Genomic DNA, 19,014 nt, shown 5'->3' with positions numbered 1-19,014 from the left:
GGTGGGTGTTCGGACGTAAAGCGAAGCAGTCCGAACACCCACCCCCGGAGGCCCACCACCGGCACCCACCACACACAGCCAGCGGCCCCCGCCCAACCACCCCACAACCGCCGAAGGCGAAAAGAACCAACAGACGAGGCACGTCGGAGCACCCGACAACGTACGCCGGGCCGCCAGGCGTCAGCTGTGGCCCAGCTCCTCCCCAGGCCCGGCCTCCTCCACCGAGCCCCCGTCCCGCTCGGGACGCAACGCCAGCGGCTCGACCACCGTCTCGTCGACCACCGGCGCGGCCGGCCGCGGCGGCTTCGGCATGACGGCGGCCTCGGAGTGCGCCCCGCAGCCGTACGCGAGGGAGACGACCCGGCCGTCGGCGGGGGCGAACTCATTGGCGCAGACGCCGAAGGCCTGGCGCAGGGAGCCGGTGAGCGGGGTGAGGAAACCGCAGGTCATGCAGGTGGCGGGGGCCGCCTGGGCCATGGGGGTCTTGGCGCCGTAGGCCTCTTCCCAGCGGTCGGCGGCGGTGTGCAGGCCGTAGCGGGACAGGACCCGGGCGCGGCGCATGCCCAGTTCCTCGGCGACGGCCGCGATGCCGCCGCGGTCGGGGGCGGGCTGGATCGCGGGCGAGTCGGGCATGACGGTGGCGTCCTCGGTGTCCGCGACCTCGGCGGCCATGCCCTCCGCGACGGCGGAGTTCGGCGGCGGGGCGTCGTCACCGGAGAAGCCGGCCTCCAGCCGCAGGTCGTCGGCCTCGGTGGGCAGCAGGTCGCCGGGGCCCATGTCGCCGGGGCGCAGCCGCTCGCTCCACGGCACCCACTCCGGCGCGAGCAGCGCGTCGGGGCCGGGCAGCAGGACCGTCTCGTCGAGCGTGACGATCTTGGCGCGGGAGGCCCGGGCGACCGTCACGGCCCAGCGCCAGCCGCGGTAGCCCGGCTCGTTGCAGGCGAAGAGGTGGGTGACGACGCGGTCTCCGTCGGCGACGGCATCGATGTGGTCGCCGACCATTCCGGGCAGCGCGGCTTCCTCCGCCGCCGCCCGGGCAAGGTCGACCGCCTCGGCGCACAGGCGGTCAGGGGTACGGCTTCGCATCGCAGCACTCACAAGAATCGATTCTCTCTTCTACGCCAGTCTCACGAGCGCGCCAGCCGGAGCTGTCCTTGTCCTGTCCGGACGACCGGCGGTGCCGGGGCGGGCGGAGCGGACCTGGGGACCGCGTCGACGTCCGCGCCCGGTCGTTTCGGTCGAGCGCACCTCTCACATCCCATTCTGCGGGATCGCGAGGAGGCACGCGGCCAAAAACGACCGCCGGTGGCGCGCTACACACGCTACCCCTTCAGCGGTGTACGACCCCTCGGCGGGAGTGGCGAATGTCCGCAGCGACGTCCGCGGGCCGGTGCGCCCCGCGCGGCAGCACCGAGAAAGTGCCCCCTCGTGGGCGAGTTGGGGCACTATGGCCGGGTGACTGCCGCAAGGGTGTCGAAGGCGTCGAGGGCCTCACGGAAGTCAGCACGGACGTCGTCCGGGGGGTCACGCGCCTCGACGCGGAGCGGATACGGGGGCGGCCGGGCACGCCGCGCCGGCCGGGCCCTGGGCCGGGCGCTGCACCGTCCGTTCACGGGCGCGGCACGCGGGCTGCGGCGCGCCACGCATGCGCACGGCGCGGGCGAATCGGGTCTGGGCAAGCTGATCGAACTGCATGCGGTGAACTCCGCCGGCGACATGATGATCACGGTCGCGCTGGCCTCGACGGTGTTCTTCTCGGTGCCGACGAACGAGGCGCGGGGCCGGGTGGCGCTGTATCTGGCGGTGACCCTGGCCCCGTTCGCGCTGCTCGCGCCGGTGATCGGGCCGCTGCTGGACCGGGTGCCGCACGGCCGGCGGGCGGCGATGGCGGGCTCGATGCTGGCGCGGGCGCTGCTGGCGCTGACGATGTCGGGCGCGGTGGCGACCGGCGGTCTGGAGCTGTATCCGGCGGCGCTGGGGGTGCTGGTGTCGTCGAAGGCCTACGGCGTGATTCGCAGTGCGGTGGTGCCGCGGCTGCTGCCGCCGCGGATTTCGCTGGTCAAGGCCAATTCGCGGGTGACGCTGGCGGGGTTGCTGGCGACCGGGGTGGCGGCGCCGATCGGTGCCGGGCTGCACCTGCTCGGGCCGGCCTGGCCGCTGTACGGGGCGTTCGTCGTGTTTGCCACCGGTACGTTCCTGTCGTTCTCGCTGCCGCACAAGGTCGACTCGGCGAAGGGCGAGGGCCGGGCCCGGCTGACGTCCCGGGAGGCGTCGGCGCGGGCCGCCGCGGGCGGTGCGCGCAAGCCCGGACTGCGCACCGTCGGGCCGTCGGTACTGCACGGGCTGCAGGCCAATGCCTGTCTGCGGGCGCTCTCCGGTTTCCTGACGTTCTTCCTGGCCTTCCTGTTGCGGGAGCATCCGCTGGGCGGGCTGGGGGCGGCGGCCTCGCTCGGGCTGGTGGCGGTGGCGGCCGGTGCCGGCAATGCGCTGGGGACGGCGGTCGGTGCCTGGCTGAAGGCCCGCGGGCCGGAGGCGATCATCGCGGGGGTGCTGGGGCTGGCGCTCTGCGCGACGGTGCTGGCGGCGGTGTTCTACCAGGTGGTGGCGGTGGTCGTGGTCACCGCCGCGGCGGCCGTCGCGGGGCTGTGCCAGGCGCTGGCGAAGCTGTCGCTGGACGCGATGATCCAGCGCGATGTGCCGGAGGAGGTGCGGACCTCGGCGTTCGCCCGGTCCGAGACGGCGCTGCAGATGTCGTGGGTGGTGGGCGGGGCGATCGGGATCTCGCTGCCGCTGTTCGGCACGCTGGGGATGGCGGTGGCCTCGGGGCTGGTGCTGCTGGGGGTGGCGCTGGCCGTACGGGGACTGCTGAGCGCGGCCCGGCGCGGCGGTACGCCGACCCCTCGGGTGGCCTGACTTCCCGCGGGCACGCGGCACGCCGTACCCGGGCGTGGCGTGTGCCGGGGCGCCCGATAGCCTGCCCGTATGACCGCTGCGTTGATCTCCTGGGGCAAGGGCCGCCGTGCCGCTGCCGCCATCGGTGCCGTGTCCCTGGGTCTCATCACCCTCTCCGCCTGCGAGAAGCCGACCGCGCTCTCGACCGTGACCGTCGGGTCGACGACGGTGCAGGCCGAAGCCACCCCCGGCTGCAACGGAGACGGCAAGGTCCTCTCCAAGAAGGCCATCTCCGCCTGCCTGACCAAGAAGGGCGAGAAGACGATCACCGTGCACCCCGGTGAGAAGGTGCGCGTCGGCGTCGACCCGCAGATCGCCAAGTCCGGCTGGATCGTCATCGGCGCCGGCCCCGTCATGCGCGAGCCCAGCAAGCAGACGTACCGCAGCTTCGACGCGGACACGCTCTTCATGCAGCAGAACCCGCAGACCGGGCAGACCACGTACAGCAAGGACGTGACGCTCCAGGTCGCGGAGCTGAACTCGGGCGAAGGCCCCAAGGCCATGTGGCACTTCACGCTGAAGCAGGAGAACTGAGCCGGAGGGCCGTCTGATGCGGGTCCTGGTCGTCACGGCGGTGGCCGCCGAACGCGACGCGGTGTGTGCCGCGGCTCCGTCCTGCGACGAGACGACGCTGCCGGGCGGATACCCGCTGCGGCGGGTGCCCGGCCCGCCGGTGGCGCTCGATGTGCTGGCCGCCGGTGTCGGCCCGGCCGCCGCTGCCGCCGGCACGGCCACCGCGCTGACCGCCGCCGCGCTCGGCGGAGCGCCGTACGACCTGGTCGTCTCGGCCGGGATCGGCGGCGGCTTCCCGCCCGGTCCCGACCATGGTCAGCCGGGGGCAGCCCCCTCCGGGGCGCCCGTGGGGTCGGTGGTGGTCGCGGACGCGATCGTCGCGGCCGACCTGGGTGCCGAGACCCCCGACGGCTTCGCGCCGGTCACCGAACTCGGCTTCGGCAGGGTGCTGCACCGCCCCGAGGAGGCGCTGGTCAAGGCCGTCGCCGCGGCCGCCGGTGCGGCCACCGGCCCCGTCGTCACCGTCTCGACGGTCACCGGCAGCGCGGCCCGTACCGCCGAGCTGGCGGCGCGTCACCCGGGTGTGCTGGCCGAGGCGATGGAGGGGTTCGGGGTCGCCGAGGCGGCCGCCGCGCACGGGGTGCCGGTGCTGGAGCTCCGTACGATCTCCAACGCCGTCGGCCCCCGGGACCGCGGCGCCTGGCGCATCGGCGCCGCCCTGGCCGCCCTGACCGACGCCTTCCGTACGCTTCCCGGAGCCCTGACGGCCGCCACCCGCGCGGCCGGTGAGTCGCACCGTCCCTGAGGAGGACCCCGTGACCCGGCCGCTGAACATCGCGTACTCGCCGTGCCCGAACGACACCTTCGTCTTCGACGCGCTGGCGCACGGCCGCGTCCCGGACGCGCCGGAGCTGGCGGTCACCTTCGCCGACATCGACATCACCAACGGCATGGCCGAGCGCGGTGAGTTCGATGTGCTGAAGGTGTCGTACGCGGTGCTGCCGTGGGTGCTCCAGGAGTATGCGCTGCTGCCCTGCGGCGGGGCGCTGGGGCGCGGCTGCGGCCCGCTGGTGCTGACCAGGCGGCAGGGCGCGGCCGCGGATCTGGCCGGCAAGACGGTCGCGGTGCCCAGTGAGCGCTCCACCGCCTATCTGCTGTTCCGGCTGTGGGCCGCGGCCGAGGTGCCGGGCGGCGTCGGGGAGATCGTGGTGCTGCCGTTCCACGAGATCATGCCGGCGGTGCGCGACGGCAAGGTCGACGCGGGCCTGGTCATTCACGAGGCGCGCTTCACGTACCAGAACTACGGTCTGGTCTGCCTGGCCGACATGGGCGAGCACTGGGAGCTCACCACCGGCCTGCCGATCCCGCTCGGCGCGATCATCGCCAAGCGGTCGCTGGGCGCGCCGGTGCTGCGCGCGCTCGCGGCGGCGATCCGCAGCTCGGTCCTGATGGCCTGGGACGATCCCGAGGCGTCCCGGCCGTACGTCCTGGAGCACGCCCAGGAGATGGACCCCAAGGTCGCCGACCAGCACATCGGGCTGTACGTCAACGAGTTCACCGCCGCCCTCGGCGAGGACGGCTACGCCGCGGTGCGCGGGCTGCTCACCCGCGCCGCGGCCGAGGGGCTGGTGCCGCCCCTCGGCCGCGATGCGCTGAGCTTCGTGTGAGTGGTGCCGGGCGGGCCGGCGCGTAACAACGGGGCCGCTCGCCTCAGACGTCCAGCTGGTCGGCGACGGCGCGCAGCATGCCGGCGATCTTCGCGCCGTGCACCTTGTCGGGGTAACGCCCGCGTTCCAGCTGCTGGGTGACGTTCTCCAGGAGGGTGGTGAGGTCCTGGACGATCGAGGCGAGTTCATCGGGCTTGCGGCGCTGGGCCGCGGCCACCGAGGGTGCGGGGTCGAGGAGGGTCACGGTCAGCGCCTGGTCGCCGCGCTGGCCGGCGACGACGCCGAATTCGACGCGCTGGCCAGGCTTGAGTGCGGCCACGCCATCGGGCAGCACCGACGAGTGTACGAAGACGTCACCGCCGTCATCGCGGGAGAGAAAGCCGAAGCCCTTCTCACTGTTGAACCACTTGACCTTGCCGGTAGGCACGTCTGTCCTCGTCCTCGTACTCGTGGGAAAAATGGGCTGGGATACTGAGAAATTCTGCGGCAGAAATCGGTCCGGATAGCAATGCAGCGGGCCGCAGGACCCGCCAGCACCAAGGCTAATGGTCCCAAGGCCGGTGACAAGACGCAGCCGGGTGGATCCGCGGTGCTTCTGGCCCGGACTTACCCTGGTCAGGTGTCTGACGAAACTCCCCAGGCCGGGGATCTACTGGTCCGAATCGGCGCGATCGTGTTCCTAGTTGGCGCAGTGGCCACTCTCGCCACGGTGACGCCGCTGTTCCTCGGAACCGAACCGCTGCCGTCCGCTTTCTACTGGCTGTGCATGCTGATGGGCGCCGGATTTCTGGTCGCCGCGGCCGGAGTGATCCGCTCCGCTGCCGCGCAGCGCCGTCAGGCGGAAGCCGCCTCCGAGGCATCCGCCCCGTCCGACCCCTCGGCCCCTTCCGCCACGTAGCGCTCCAGCCACGACGGGAAGTCCGTCAGATCGGCGAGCAGCACCTCGGCGCCGGCCGCACGCAGCTCGTGCGCCTCGCACGGGCCGGTGGCGACGGCCACGGACAGCGCACCCGCGGTGTGCGCGCCCCGGACGTCTCCGGTGTGGTCGCCGACGTAGACCTGCGCCTCGTGTGCGCGCAGCGCCTCGGCCTTGGCCTCCGCCCACAGGGAGCCGATGACGGCGTCCGCCGCGAGGCCCAGGTGCGTCAGGTGCAGCTTGGCGTTCGGCTCGTATTTGGCGGTCACCACGATCGCCCGGCCCCCTGCCGCATGCACGGCGGCGATGGCCTCCCGGGCGCCGGGCATGGCCTTGGTGGCCGTGATCGCGTGGGCCGGGTACAGCGTGCGGTAGAGCGCGCTGATCTCCGTCACCCGCTCCTCGGGGAACCACCGGCGGATCTCCTGCTCCAACGGCGGGCCCAGCCGGGTCACCGCGGCCTCGGCGTCGACGAAGGTGCCGGTCCTGGCGGACAGCTCCTGATAGGCGGCCTTGATGCCGGGTCGGGAGTCGATCAGCGTCATGTCGAGGTCGAATCCGACCGTCAGGGGGTGCGCAGCCATGCCTGCCATTGTGCCTGCGGGGAGGGAAGGCGGGGCCGGGGTGGCCGATACCGGAGGGCAGCAGTGCCGGGCGGGCCGTACGTGGCCGGGGCCCGGCCGGCGGGGCGTCCGCGCGGCGGGCGGCGGCGCTCAGCGCGGTGTGCGCCGCATCCGCCACACCAGGAACAGCGCCGAAGCGACGGCCGCCACCCGGACCATCCCCGGCAGCCCGTCGAGCATCTCCTGTCCCAGCCGGCCGTGGGCGATCGGCGCGCCCCAGCGCCCCTCGAACCGGCCCCACAGCCACACCACCAGACCGCCCACCACGGCCCCCGGCACCCCGAGCGCCGCGAACTTGGCCTCGGGACGGCTCAGCCGACGCGAGGCGTAGGCCAGCCCCCAGCCGCCCGCCAGCGCGAGCCACGACCCCAGCGCCGCCCCGGCCACCAGCAGCAGCGCGGCCAGCGTCAGGGCCGGGCTGAGCGGCGGGCGGGCCGGGGCGACCACGACCTCGTCCGGTTCGCCGGCCCCGGCCGGTGCGACGACCGGCGCGGGGGGCCGGCCGAGCGCCCGCCGGAGCAGCCGGGGCAGCGGGCGGCCCCGCGGTGCGGCGCCGCTGCCGTCCGCGTCCGGCTCCTCGTCCCCGTCGGCGGCCGGCGCGCCGTCCTTCCGCAGCGACGGCGGGCGTTCGCTCGCCGGCCGGTGCCACATCTCGGGGATCTCGATCCCGCCGACGAACCCCGGCACGGTGTCTCCGGGACCGAACGGCCCCGGCTCCACCCGCCACCAGTCGGGCGCCGCGCCGTCCCCCAGCTCGTCCGCGCCGGCCAGATGCGGCGGCAGGCCGGCGGCCGGTGCGGAGTCCGGCGCCCGGTCCCGCGGGCCGGGCACCGCGCCGCCGGCGGACGCCTTGCCGTTCAGGGGGGCTTTGCCGGTCAGCCCGCTGCGCCGGGCCAGACCGGTGAGCCGCTCGCGGGCGGTGGGGCGGGACGGCTCCGGCTGCGACGGCCGGCCGGACAGCGGGCCGAGCGGCACGGCGGGCCGGTCGTCACCCGGGGTGGTGCGCGCCCCCGGAACCCCGGGCGTCCGGTCGCCGCCGCCCCCCGCGGCCTCGACCACCGCTTCCGGGGTGCCCAGCCGCGCCAGGGTCCGCTTCACACCGGAGACCGAGTCGGCCCGCTGGCCGTCGAGCTCGGCCCGCAGCCCGCTCACCAGCCGCATCCGCGTGCCGGAGTCCAGGCCCCGCTGCTGAGCCAGGTCGCCGACCCGGCTCAAATAGTCAAAGACGAGCTGATCACTCTCGATCCCCACGAAATCCCCTGCGGCGTCCGCTGGTTGCTCCCCCGACGGTACCCCGTCGGCCGGCGGGCGGACCGGAGGGCGCGGCTCCGGGGCGGGTGACGCGGGGGCGGCGCCGGGGCGGCGTGCCACGAAACCTCGCCGCCACCCGGTCCCCTGTCCTCCCCCGCCCCGCTAACGTAGGACGAATGACCGGTACACCCCGCACCCTCGCCGAGGAGCTCAGGACCCGCCCGGACGGCGGGCTCATCGGGCTGCTGCGGGCCCGGCCCGATCTGCTCAGTCCGGTGCCGGGCGATGTCACCCAGCTCGCCACCCGGGCCGGGACGCGGGCGTCGGTCGTGCGGGCGGTCGAGCGGCTCGACCGGTTCGTGCTGCAGACCGCGGAGGCGCTGGCGGTGGCGCCCGACCCGTGCCCGTACGACACGCTGGGCGCGCTGATGGGCGGGGAGGCCGGGGACCGGGCGGTCGCCGCCGAGCTGCCCCGGGCGGTGGCGGAGCTGCGGGCCCAGGCGCTGGTGTGGGGCCCGGACGACCGGCTGCGGCTGGTGCGTACGGCCCGGGAACTGCTCGCGCCCAGCGCCGCGCACCCGTCGCCGACCGGCCTGGGCCCGACCGTCACCGAGGCCGTGGCGGGGATGTCGCCGGGGCGGCTGCAGGAGATCATCGCCGCGGCCGGGCTGCCCACCACCCATGACCCGGTCACCGCGGCCGCCGCGCTCACCGCGCTCTTCCGCGACCGCGAGCGGATGGCGGCGCTGCTGGACACCGCGCCCGCCGAATCCGTCGCCGTCCTCGACAAGCTGCTGTGGGGCCCGCCGTACGGCGGGGTCACCGACCGCCCGGCCCCACATCTGCAGTGGCTGCTCGACCGCGGCCTGCTGCTCCCGGCGGGCGCGCGGAATGTCGTCCTCCCCCGGGAAGCGGCGCTGCAACTGCGCGGCGGGCGCGCCCATCACACCACCGAGCCGGCCCCGCCCCCGCTCTCGCCCACCACGGAACGCGATCCACAGCTTGTGGACAACGCCGCCGCGAGCCAGGCGTTCACCGCGCTCGCGACCGTCGAGGAACTCCTCAAGGAGTGGGACCTGGGCGGCCCGGCCGTGCTCCGCGCCGGCGGGATGAGCGTCCGCGACCTCAAGCGCACCGCCGCCGCCCTGGACACCACCGAGCAGCTCGCCGCCTTCTGGCTCGAACTCTCCTACGGGGCCGGGCTGATCGCCTCGGACGGCGAGGCCGACGAACGGTTCGCGGCCACCCCGGCCGCCGAGGAGTGGCTCCAGCTGCCCGACCCCGAGCGCTGGGCGGCGCTGGTGGCCGGCTGGCTGCGCGCGACCCGCACCCCCGGGGTGGTCGGCACCGCCGACGCCAAGGGCCGCGCCCTGGCCGCCCTCGGCCCGCACCTCGACCGCTCCCCGGCCCCCGAGGTCCGCCGGCGCGCCCTCGCTCTCCTTGCCGGCCTGCCGCCCGGTACGTCCGTACCGGGCGCGGCGGTGCTCGCCCGGCTGCAGTGGGAGCGTCCGCTGCGCGGTGGCCGGCCGGTCGCGGGCCAGGTGTCCGCGGACGGTGCCGGCGACGCCGCGGGCCCCGCCGGCACCCCCGCTCCGGCCGACGACCTCCGCTCGCGGCTGGCCCAATGGACCCTGACCGAGGCCGAGTTGCTCGGGGTGACCGGGCGCGGCGCGCTCTCCTCCCACGGCCGCGGCCTGCTCGACCTCCCGGAGGACACCACCGCCCCCACCCCCGCCGAGACCGACGCGGCAGCGGCCCGCGCCGCCGCCCGGCTCGCCCCGCTCCTGCCCGAACCCCTCGACCACGTCCTCCTCCAGGCGGATCTGACCGCCGTCGCCCCGGGCCCGCTGCACCGCCCGCTCGCCGAGGCCCTGGGCGTCCTCGCCGACATCGAGTCCAAGGGCGGCGCGACGGTCTACCGCTTCACACCCGGCTCCGTACGCCGCGCCCTGGACGCCGGCCGCTCCGCCGCCGAACTACAGGAGTTCCTCACCGCCCACTCCCGCACCCCGGTCCCGCAGCCGCTCGCCTACCTCATCGACGACGTGGCCCGCCGACACGGCCATCTGCGGATCGGCGCGGCCGCCGCCTACGTCCGCTGTGACGACGACGCACTGCTCTCCGAGATCCTCGCCGACCGCCGCGCCGCCCCGCTCCGGCTGCGCCGGCTCGCCCCCACCGTGCTCGCCGCCCAGACCTCCCCCGACCAACTCCTCGACGGCCTGCGGGCGATGGGCTACGCCCCGGCCGCCGAGTCCGCCGCCGGCGACGTACTGATCGCCCGCGCCGACTCCTACCGCACCCCGCCGCGCACCGCCCCCACGCCGGTCCCCGACGGCCCGCCGTCCCCCGACCCCACGCTGCTGGCGGCGGCGGTCCGCGCCATCCGCGCCGGCGATCTCGCCGCCACCGCGGAGCGCAAGCCGGTGCACGCCCCGGCTCCGGCCCCCGGCTCCCTCCCCCGCACCACCTCCGCCGAGACCCTCGCCACGATGCAGGCCGCGGTGCTGACCCACTCCGCGCTCTGGATCGGCTACGTCAACGCCGACGGCGCCGCCAGTCAGCGCGTGATCGCCCCGGTACGGGTCGAGGGCGGCTTCGTGACGGCCTACGACCACACCGCCGACGAGGTCCGGACGTATCCGCTCCACCGGATCACGGGCGTGGCGGAGCTGGCGGACGACTCGGTCTGAGGTCGCGGCCCGGGCCCGCGGACCGCGCCTGGGCGCGGTGGTGCCCGGCCGCCGGCTCCCCGGATCCGGCCTCCCCCTGACCGGCGTCGCCGACCCCGCACCCGGCCCGCACCAGGGCCGTCGGCCCATCGCTACCGGCCCCGCGCGCCGATGCGGCACACTGGACGTTTGGCCGTATGTGGCCGATGTCTGCGGCCGCTCCCCGACGGCCCGGGAAGCGAAAGGCGAGGCGCGTGAACGGACCCCTCATCGTCCAGAGCGACAAAACGCTGCTCCTGGAGGTGGACCACGAGCTGGCGGATGCCTGCCGGCGGGCCATCGCGCCCTTTGCCGAGCTGGAGCGGGCGCCCGAGCACATCCATACGTACCGGGTGACGCCGCTGGGGCTGTGGAACGCGCGGGCCGCCGGGCACGACGCCGAGCAGGTCGTCGACGCGCTGGTGCAGTTCTCGCGGTATCCGGTGCCGCATGCGCTGCTGGTCGACATCGCGGAGACGATGTCCCGCTACGGGCGGCTCACACTCACCAAGCACCCCGCCCACGGGCTGGTGCTGACCTGCACGGACCGCCCCGTGCTGGAGGAGATCCTGCGGTCGAAGAAGGTGCAGCCGCTGGTCGGGGCGCGGCTGGACCCGGACACCGTCGTCGTCCACCCCTCCGAGCGCGGGCAGATCAAGCAGACGCTGCTCAAGCTGGGCTGGCCGGCCGAGGACCTGGCCGGTTACGTCGACGGTGAGGCGCACCCGATCGAGCTGCGCGAGGACGGCTGGGCGCTGCGGCCCTATCAGCAGCAGGCCGTGGAGGGTTTCTGGCACGGCGGCTCGGGTGTCGTCGTACTCCCCTGTGGCGCGGGAAAGACGCTGGTGGGGGCCGGTGCGATGGCCCAGGCGAAGGCCACCACCCTGATCCTGGTGACGAACACGGTCTCGGCCCGGCAGTGGAAGCACGAGCTGGTGAAGCGGACCTCGCTGACCGAGGACGAGATCGGCGAGTACAGCGGGACGAAGAAGGAGATCCGGCCGGTCACCATCGCCACGTACCAGGTGCTGACGACCAAGCGGAAGGGCGTCTACCCGCACCTGGAGCTGTTCGACTCCCGGGACTGGGGCCTGGTCGTCTACGACGAGGTGCATCTGCTGCCCGCGCCGGTCTTCAAGTTCACCGCGGATCTGCAGGCCAGGCGGCGGCTGGGGCTGACCGCGACGCTGGTGCGCGAGGACGGGCGGGAGTCGGACGTCTTCTCGCTCATCGGGCCGAAGCGGTTCGACGCTCCGTGGAAGGAGATCGAGTCGCAGGGGTACATCGCCCCGGCCGACTGCGTCGAGGTGCGGGTCAATCTGACCGGGACGGAGCGGCTGGCGTACGCGACGGCCGAGACCGAGGAGAAGTACCGCTACTGCGCGACGACCGCGAGCAAGCAGTACGTGACCGAGGCGCTGGTCCGCCGGCACGAGGGCGAGCAGACCCTGGTCATCGGGCAGTACATCGACCAGCTGGACGAGCTGGGTGAGCATCTGGACGCCCCGGTGATCAAGGGCGAGACCACCAACGCGCAGCGCGAGAAGCTCTTCGACGCGTTCCGGGAGGGCGAGATCTCGGTGCTCGTCGTCTCCAAGGTCGCGAACTTCTCCATCGACCTTCCGGAGGCGACGGTCGCGATCCAGGTGTCCGGCACCTTCGGCTCCCGCCAGGAGGAGGCCCAGCGGCTGGGCCGGGTGCTGCGTCCCAAGGCGGACGGGCACGAGGCGCGGTTCTACTCGGTCGTCGCCCGCGACACCATCGACCAGGACTTCGCGGCGCACCGCCAGCGCTTCCTGGCCGAGCAGGGCTACGCGTACCGGATCGTGGACGCGGACGAGCTGCTGGCGGCGGACGAGGACGTCTGAGGCGGCGGCCCGGCGGCAGGCGCCGGGCGGGCGCCTGCCGGTTCACCCCGCCGAGGAGCGGCCGGACAGTTCCCGCGCGGCGCGCGGCGCGGGGAGCCGGCCGCCGGCCGGAGCGGCGGGGGCGCCCGGCGAGTGGCGCGTCCACCAGACCACCGCCGCCAGCAGGGCCAGCCCGAGCACCGGGTAGGGGGCCGCGAACGGCTGCTGCCACCAGGGCAGATGGAGATCGAGATCGCCGGTGTGCGGAGTGATCCACATCGTGCGGGCGGCGAAGACGAGGGTGGCGGCGGCCAGCAGCGCCCTGCGCCACGGGATGCGCCGGGTGTGCGCGGCGAGCGTGATGAGCAGCGGCACGCACCAGACCCAGTGGTGGGACCAGCTGATCGGCGAGACCAGCAGCGCCGTGACGGCCGTACACAGCACACCCCAGTGGTCCAGGCCGCGCCGCACATACACCCGGCGGGCCGCGTAGAGCCCGGCCGCGGCGGTCAGCAGTGCGGGCACCGCCCACAGGAGACCGGGGTCGGGGTCGTGCAGCACCCGCGCGATCAGGCCCTGGAGGGACTGGTTGTCGACGATCCAGGCCTTGCCGACCCGGCCGGTCTCGAACACCCGCCGGGTCCAGTACTCGACGCTGGCATCGGGCAGCGCCAGCCACCCCAGCAGCACCGTGCACAGGAACCCGGCGAGGGTGGTGCAGGCGGCCTTCACCCGGCCGGTGACCAGGAGGTAGACGGCGAAGAGCGCGGGGGTGAGCTTGATGCCGGCCGCGATGCCGGTGGCGAACCCCTTGAGGCGGGCGCCGTCGGGACGGGAGAGGTCCCACAGGACCAGGCAGGCCAGTGCGAGGTTGACCTGGCCGAAGACGAAGGTCTGGAAGACCGGCTCCAGCCAGAGGCCGAGGGCGGTGGCGACGAGCAGGAAGGGCCCGCTGTGCGCGGCCTTGCGCAGGCCCGCGGCCTTGGCGGAGAGATGGCAGAGCAGTGCGAGGAGGGCCGCGTTGACCAGCACGCCGAGGATCTTGAGGACGCCGAGCGAGAGCCAGGTGGTCGGTATGAACAGCACGGCGGCGAACGGCGGATACGTGGCCGGAAGGTCCCACTTGCTGACCGTGAAGCCGTAGAGATCACCACCGGCCGCGGCGGCCTCGCCCTCGGCGCGGTAGACGACTATGTCGGACATCGGCATCTGCTGGACCTGGTACAGCACCCAGAATCCGGCGAGCGACACCATGAGCAATGCCGCTGCGAGCAGCAGGCGGCGGGGGCGGGCGATGCTCTGTGCCCAGATCCGTCTCCACGTCCCCGGTCCGTCGGCAGCAGACACCCCTTGACCCCTCCCCGTTGCGCTGAGCGCGCCCTCGCCGGCGACGCTAGTGGATCGAGGCCGACCGGCCGTTACGGTTTCCGGTCATCCGGATGTCGGCACGGGTCGGCCGCTCACTGCTGAGCGCGCACCTCGCGTGCCAGTGGGGTGCGCCGGTTTCCCGTCCGCGATGATGCGTGGTGTGTCCGCTGGAGGGCGAAATGATGACGCGCTCGGCTCCATGCGGCGGCCGCGGGGTCAATCGTCGACGTACTCACCCATGACGACGACGCCGAAGGCTGCCGTGGCGAAGACCTTGATCGCGCGGAGGACGTTGCCCACGACATGGCGGTGCTGTGGGGCGGGCGCCGCGCCGTGCCCGGGGTCGGGGCCGAGGGCCGAGGCACCCTTGACCGGGTGCACGGAGGCGGGGTGGACAGAGGCTGGGGGAATCGCTGCGCTGCTCATGCCTCCATAATGAAATTCACGCGATTGCAGCACATCGGTCCATAGGTCCATCCCTGGGGGGCCGGAAGTCAGACTCCAGGCCCATGCGGCCCCCTACGGGAGGTCTACCGCTGTCCGTCCCCGGCCCGACGCCGTGAGCCCCGATTAATCCGTTGGCGCCGTCCTGAGCCGCCCACTACACTCGCGCGTCTGCCTGCCTCCCGCCGAGGAGTGCCGCCGACCGGTCGGAAACCGGTCGGCTCTTCGCTTCACGCCGCTGACCCGCGCACCGCAGGACCTGCGCTACGCACCGCCACCGGCCCGCCGCGCCCGTGCACCCTGGCGCGCGCCCGCCGACGTATCGCCACCGGAGGCAACGCCGTGCCCTCGCACGCCCACCGTCCCGCACCACCACAGCCGCGCGCCGAGCGCCCCGACCCGGCGGCCGACGACCCGCTCCCGCGCGACCCGCTCCAGCGCGAGAAGGCCCACCTCGCCGCCTCGCGCGCCGCGCTGCGGGCCATGCGCGCGGACGCCGAGGCGCTGAACATCGCCGATGTGACCGCGAACTGGGTCAACGCCGAGGTGCTCCAGGGCGAGATCGACGCCCGGATCAAGTCGCTCGCCGACCTGGCCCACACCCCGCTGTTCTTCGGCCGCCTCGACTACCTCCACGCGCCCGGCCTCGACCTCGCGGAGGGGGCCGCGGGAGAGAACTTCTACATCGGCCGCCGGCACGTCCACGACGCCGACGGCGACCCCATGGTCATCGACTGGCGCGCCCCCGTCTCCCAGCCGTTCTACCGGGCCTCCAAGAAGGACCCGATGGACCTCAGGCTGCGCCGCCGTTTCGGTTACACGGCGGGCGAGTTGACCGCCTACGAGGACGAGCACCTCACCGACCCGGCCGAGGCGGAGCGGACCAGCCGGCTCCTCCAGACGGAGATCGAGCGCCCGCGCGTCGGCCCCATGCGGGACATCGTCGCCACCATCCAGCCGGAGCAGGACGAGATCGTGCGCGCCGGCATCGGCGGCTCGGTCTGCGTCCAGGGCGCGCCGGGCACCGGTAAGACCGCGGTCGGCCTGCACCGGGTCGCCTACCTGCTGTACGCGCACCGGGAGCGGCTGGCCCGCGCCGGCACCCTCGTCATCGGCCCGAACCGCTCGTTCCTGCACTACATCGAGCAGGTGCTGCCGGCCCTGGGCGAGCTGGAGGTCAAGCAGGCCACGGTCGATGACCTGGTCGGGCATGTGGAGGTGCGCGGTACGGACGAGGCGGCCGCCGCGACGGTCAAGGGCGACGCACGGATGGCCGAGGTGCTGCGCCGGGCGATCCGCTCGCACATCACCCTGCCCGAGGAACCGTGTGTGGTCGTGCGCGGTTCCCGCCGCTGGCGAGTACCGGCCTACGAAATCGAGGAGATCGTCCGGGAGTTGAAGGACCGCGACATCCGCTACGGCGCGGCCCGCGAGGCGCTGCCGCAGCGGATCGCACACGCCGTACTCGTCCGCATGGAGCAGGCCGGCGAGGCCCCGGACGACCGGGTGCAGGACGCGGTGGCCCGTAACGCCGCGGTGAAAGCCACGGTCAAGGCCCTCTGGCCGCCGGTCGACCCGGCGAAGCTGGTGCTGCGGCTGCTGGGCGACGCGGAGTTCCTGGCCGCACAGGCCGAGGGGATCCTCACGTCCGAGGAGCAGAAGACGATCCTGTGGACCAAACCGGCCCGCAGCGTGAAGAGCGCCAAATGGTCTTCCGCGGACGCGGTGTTGATCGACGAGGCCATGGACGTGGTCTCGCGCACGCACTCGCTGGGGCACGTGGTGCTGGACGAGGCGCAGGACCTCTCCCCCATGCAGTACCGCGCGGTCGGCCGCCGCTGCACCACGGGTTCGGCGACGATCCTGGGGGACATCGCCCAGGGCACCACTCCTTGGGCGACCGACACCTGGGAGGAGGCGCTGGCCCATCTGGGCAAGCCCGGTGCGGCCGTCGAGGAGCTCACCCAGGGCTTCCGCGTCCCGCGTGAGGTGATCGCCTACGCGTCGCGGCTGCTGCCCGCCATCGCCCCCGACCTGACGGAGGCCACCTCGATCCGCGAGTCGGCGGGCGACTTCGAGATCCGCACCGTCGATCCGGCGGACCTGGACTCCGCCACCCTCGCGGCCTGCGACGACGCATTGCGGAAGGAGGGCTCGATCGGCCTGATCGCCGCCGAGGCCCGTATTCCGGCGCTGCGCACGGCCCTGGAGGAGGCCGGCGTCACCTGCCTGGCACCGGGCGAGGAGACCTCGGCCGCCGCCCGGCTGACCCTGGTACCGGCCACCCTCGCCAAGGGCCTGGAGTACGACTACGTGGTGCTGGACGAGCCGGCCGCGATCGTCGACGGCGAACCGGACGAACGGACCGGCCTGCGCCGGCTGTACGTCTGCCTGACCCGGCCGGTGTCCGGCCTGACGGTGGTGCACGGGGCGCCGCTCCCGGGGGAGTTGGCCGGGGGGACGCCGGCGCCCTGACCCGAGAGGGCTGCGGCCTGACCGAGGGCGGCGGCCTGACCGAGGGGGCGCCAGGTCACCCATGGCCTGAGGTGATCTGGCGCCTTCCCCACCCACGCAGGATGCGTGGCTCTATCGTGCCGCCGGCTTCTGGAGCCAGGGCGCGCTGGTGGCCCAGAAGAGGCCGTCGGCTCCCAGGGTCTTCGAGCCGAATTCGGTGAACTCCTGCCGGGTGTACGGCTTCTTCGTCTTGGGGTTCTTGTACTGGAAATCGGGTTCCTGGACGGCCATGGCCACGATGGGGAGCTGGCCGCGGTACTTCTTGAAGAAGGGGTACGAGTTCTGCATCTGCGCCGGGCGGTTCGGCAGGACGTCAGGTCCCCCCAGGCCGATTCCGTGCGCCTTGGCGAACTCGAAGGTGCGCTTCATGTAGTTGCGGCTGTTGTTCCATTCGCCCGGCCAGAAGTTGACGTACTGAATGAACGGCGTCTTGGTGAAGACCTTCTTGCCGTAGGCCATGTTGTCCAGCTCCGCCTTGAAGTAGGCATCGTTGCTGTATCCGGTACGGTCCTTCTTGGTGTCCACTTCGGTAGCGGTTTCCGGAAGATTCACCCCGGCGAGGCGACCGTCGAACCGCTGGGACATCGCCTTCAGCAGATGCTGAAAACGGGCCCGCACCTGCGGATTCCACTGCGCCGCGACCGTTCCGGGCTTACCGGGACCGAGGCCGCTTTCGTTCTTCGTCGGGGCCGCGCCGCCCTTGTACTCCGGATCCTTCAGCAGGTAGTCCGGAAGCCTGGTCGGCGGCTCGAAGAAGCGGTCCTGGACCTGGATGAACAGCTTCTTGTGCCGGGCCTGAAGATACTTCAGCGCCTGGTCGATGGCCGAGAAGTCGTACTGGTTCTTCTTCCTTTCGAGTGCCTTCCACGGCACCACCAGCTGCACGCCGGCGACGTCGGGGCGATCGACCAGAGGTTTCACCTTTTCGTCGAAGTCCCCGATGGAGGAGTACAAGTAGTTCTTCGCCGTCTTGTTGCCGGACGCTGAGGCGGAAGCCTTGCCGGACGCAGGAGCAGAAGCCGCGGCGGCCGTCCCGGCCGCGCCCCCGGCCAAGGCCATCGTCATGAGCATTCCGACACCGGCAGCAATGCGTTTGGTCACCATGACCCCACGGTGCAGCGCCGTTATGAGAGGGATGTAAGAAGCCGCGACCAGCTGTCCGGCCGGGAATCCGCCTAAGGGAAAGCCCTAGGGCACCGCGCGGTCCAGCGCCTCCCGCCACTGCGCCACCGCCGCCGCGTCCACCGGCGCGGACCAGCCGGCGGGCCGGGCGGCACCCCCGATGTGGAAGGCGTCGAGGCCGGCCGCGCGCAGCGCCGGCAGATGGCCGAGCCCGAGTCCGCCGCCGACCAGGATCCGCGGCACGTACCCGGGCTCGCCCGCCGCCGTACGCGCCTGCTCGGCCAGCAGCGTCGGCAGCCCCTCGGCGACGCCCTGGGCGGAGCCGGCCGTCAGATAGGTGTCGAGCCCCGTGGCCCCGGCCGCCGCCAGCTCCTTGCGCAGCGCGTCCCGGTCGGCAGCCCGGTCGATGGCCCGGTGGAAGGTCCACCGGCAGCCGTCGAGCACCTCGGTCAGCGCCGCCAGCGCGGCGAGGTCCGGCCGTCCGTCCGGCGTCAGGAATCCGAGGACGAACTCCTCGGCGCCCTCCGCCCGGAGCGCCTCGGCCTCCTCGCACAGCGCCCGCACCGCGCCGGCCGCGAAGCCGTCCGTGGCGCGCAGCATCACCCGCAGCGGAAGGCCGACGGCCGCCCGGACCGCCGCGAAGGTGGCCCGGGGCGGGGTGAGCCCGTCGGCCGCCATGTCGGTGACCAGCTCCAGGCGGTCGGCTCCGCCGGCCTGGGCGGCGACCGCGTCCTGCGGGCCGAGCGCGATCACCTCCAGCAGCGCGCGCTTGCTCATATGACCCAATCCTTCGACGACGGCATGACGGAACGGAACCCCTCTCAAGAGGTCTAGTCCAATATCCCAGGGTACGGGCCGTCCGGCCTTCGGCGGGCCGGATCGCCACCGGCACGACCGGAATCCGCCCGAACGCCGAAGTCCGCCCGGAGGCTGCCCGAACGCCGACCGCGCCTGCCCGGAGCGCCGGCCACCGCCCGGGACCGTCTGCCCCCTACCGGCCGGACCGTCCGCTTCCACCGCCCGGGCCCCCGCCCCTGCCGGCCGCACTGCGGGGCCGCACCGGGGCACCCACACCCCCGCCCCCAC

The 19,014-nt window shown here is 73.7% G+C and carries 16 protein-coding genes; 8 read left to right on the top strand and 8 right to left on the bottom strand.

Annotated elements, in window-relative coordinates; genetic code table 11:
• Window positions 1-180: 180 nt before the first annotated feature.
• Window positions 181-1,086: a DUF3027 domain-containing protein gene (locus EST54_RS28855; protein ID WP_129250652.1), complete on the bottom strand. Its 906-nt coding sequence runs from the start codon at window positions 1,084-1,086 to the stop codon at window positions 181-183.
• Between the two features lie 384 nt (window positions 1,087-1,470).
• On the opposite strand from EST54_RS28855, the gene EST54_RS28850 reads away from it, so the two are divergent.
• The 4 genes from EST54_RS28850 to EST54_RS28835 all read left to right on the top strand — a co-directional run bounded on the left by EST54_RS28850 (window position 1,471) and on the right by EST54_RS28835 (window position 5,132).
• A complete protein-coding gene (locus EST54_RS28850) occupies window positions 1,471-2,913 on the top strand; it encodes an MFS transporter (protein WP_372448256.1) in 1,443 nt (480 codons plus the stop codon).
• Window positions 2,914-2,982: 69 nt separating this feature from the next.
• Window positions 2,983-3,486, top strand: coding sequence for a hypothetical protein (locus tag EST54_RS28845; RefSeq protein WP_129250648.1), 504 nt, complete (start codon window positions 2,983-2,985; stop codon window positions 3,484-3,486).
• A gap of 16 nt (window positions 3,487-3,502) precedes the next feature.
• Window positions 3,503-4,270 (top strand): futalosine hydrolase, encoded by a 768-nt coding sequence (locus EST54_RS28840; protein ID WP_129250647.1) that lies wholly within the window; start codon window positions 3,503-3,505, stop codon window positions 4,268-4,270.
• Window positions 4,271-4,280: 10 nt separating this feature from the next.
• Window positions 4,281-5,132 (top strand): 1,4-dihydroxy-6-naphthoate synthase, encoded by an 852-nt coding sequence (locus tag EST54_RS28835; RefSeq protein WP_129250646.1) that lies wholly within the window; start codon window positions 4,281-4,283, stop codon window positions 5,130-5,132.
• Between the two features lie 43 nt (window positions 5,133-5,175).
• Here EST54_RS28835 and EST54_RS35980 read toward each other — a convergent pair whose 3' ends face one another.
• The gene (locus EST54_RS35980) at window positions 5,176-5,559 is read right to left on the bottom strand and encodes a cold-shock protein (protein WP_018089689.1); all 384 of its coding nucleotides are present in this window, start codon (window positions 5,557-5,559) and stop codon (window positions 5,176-5,178) included.
• A 192-nt stretch (window positions 5,560-5,751) separates the two neighbouring features.
• On the opposite strand from EST54_RS35980, the gene EST54_RS28825 reads away from it, so the two are divergent.
• Window positions 5,752-6,030 (top strand): hypothetical protein, encoded by a 279-nt coding sequence (locus EST54_RS28825; protein WP_129250645.1) that lies wholly within the window; start codon window positions 5,752-5,754, stop codon window positions 6,028-6,030.
• On the opposite strand, the gene EST54_RS28820 is transcribed toward EST54_RS28825, so the two are convergent.
• Entirely contained in the window at window positions 5,967-6,632 is a 666-nt protein-coding gene (locus EST54_RS28820; RefSeq protein ID WP_129250644.1) for an HAD family hydrolase, read from the bottom strand. The two genes, EST54_RS28825 and EST54_RS28820, sit on opposite strands and share 64 nt — an antisense overlap.
• A gap of 129 nt (window positions 6,633-6,761) precedes the next feature.
• Window positions 6,762-7,922, bottom strand: coding sequence for a hypothetical protein (locus EST54_RS28815; RefSeq protein ID WP_129250643.1), 1,161 nt, complete (start codon window positions 7,920-7,922; stop codon window positions 6,762-6,764).
• Window positions 7,923-8,098: 176 nt separating this feature from the next.
• Between EST54_RS28815 and EST54_RS28810 the strand changes: the two genes are divergently transcribed.
• Both EST54_RS28810 and EST54_RS28805 read left to right on the top strand, forming a co-directional pair.
• Window positions 8,099-10,615, top strand: coding sequence for a helicase-associated domain-containing protein (locus EST54_RS28810; protein WP_129250642.1), 2,517 nt, complete (start codon window positions 8,099-8,101; stop codon window positions 10,613-10,615).
• A 233-nt stretch (window positions 10,616-10,848) separates the two neighbouring features.
• Window positions 10,849-12,501 (top strand): DNA repair helicase XPB, encoded by a 1,653-nt coding sequence (locus EST54_RS28805; RefSeq protein ID WP_129250641.1) that lies wholly within the window; start codon window positions 10,849-10,851, stop codon window positions 12,499-12,501.
• Between the two features lie 42 nt (window positions 12,502-12,543).
• On the opposite strand, the gene EST54_RS28800 is transcribed toward EST54_RS28805, so the two are convergent.
• On the bottom strand, window positions 12,544-13,827 hold the full coding sequence (locus EST54_RS28800; RefSeq protein WP_167511622.1) for a glycosyltransferase 87 family protein: 1,284 nt from the start codon (window positions 13,825-13,827) through the stop codon (window positions 12,544-12,546).
• Window positions 13,828-14,064: 237 nt separating this feature from the next.
• Window positions 14,065-14,274, bottom strand: coding sequence for a hypothetical protein (locus EST54_RS34490; RefSeq protein WP_129250640.1), 210 nt, complete (start codon window positions 14,272-14,274; stop codon window positions 14,065-14,067).
• A gap of 360 nt (window positions 14,275-14,634) precedes the next feature.
• Here EST54_RS34490 and EST54_RS28790 point away from each other — a divergent pair, with 360 nt between their 5' ends.
• Window positions 14,635-16,767, top strand: a complete 2,133-nt coding sequence (locus tag EST54_RS28790; RefSeq protein ID WP_129250639.1) for a HelD family protein — start codon at window positions 14,635-14,637, stop codon at window positions 16,765-16,767.
• 111 nt (window positions 16,768-16,878) lie between these two features.
• Here the strand turns inward: EST54_RS28790 and EST54_RS28785 are convergent, their stop codons facing one another.
• Window positions 16,879-17,910 (bottom strand): hypothetical protein, encoded by a 1,032-nt coding sequence (locus EST54_RS28785; RefSeq protein ID WP_239013128.1) that lies wholly within the window; start codon window positions 17,908-17,910, stop codon window positions 16,879-16,881.
• 84 nt (window positions 17,911-17,994) lie between these two features.
• Window positions 17,995-18,705, bottom strand: a complete 711-nt coding sequence (locus EST54_RS28780) for a copper homeostasis protein CutC (RefSeq protein WP_129250638.1) — start codon at window positions 18,703-18,705, stop codon at window positions 17,995-17,997.
• Window positions 18,706-19,014 lie beyond the last annotated feature (309 nt).

Source organism: Streptomyces sioyaensis (genome assembly GCF_004122735.1).
Taxonomy (GTDB): Bacteria; Actinomycetota; Actinomycetes; order Streptomycetales; family Streptomycetaceae; genus Streptomyces; species Streptomyces sioyaensis.
Note: the sequence above shows the minus strand (reverse complement) of the source record. Positions and strands in the feature narration are given on the sequence as shown.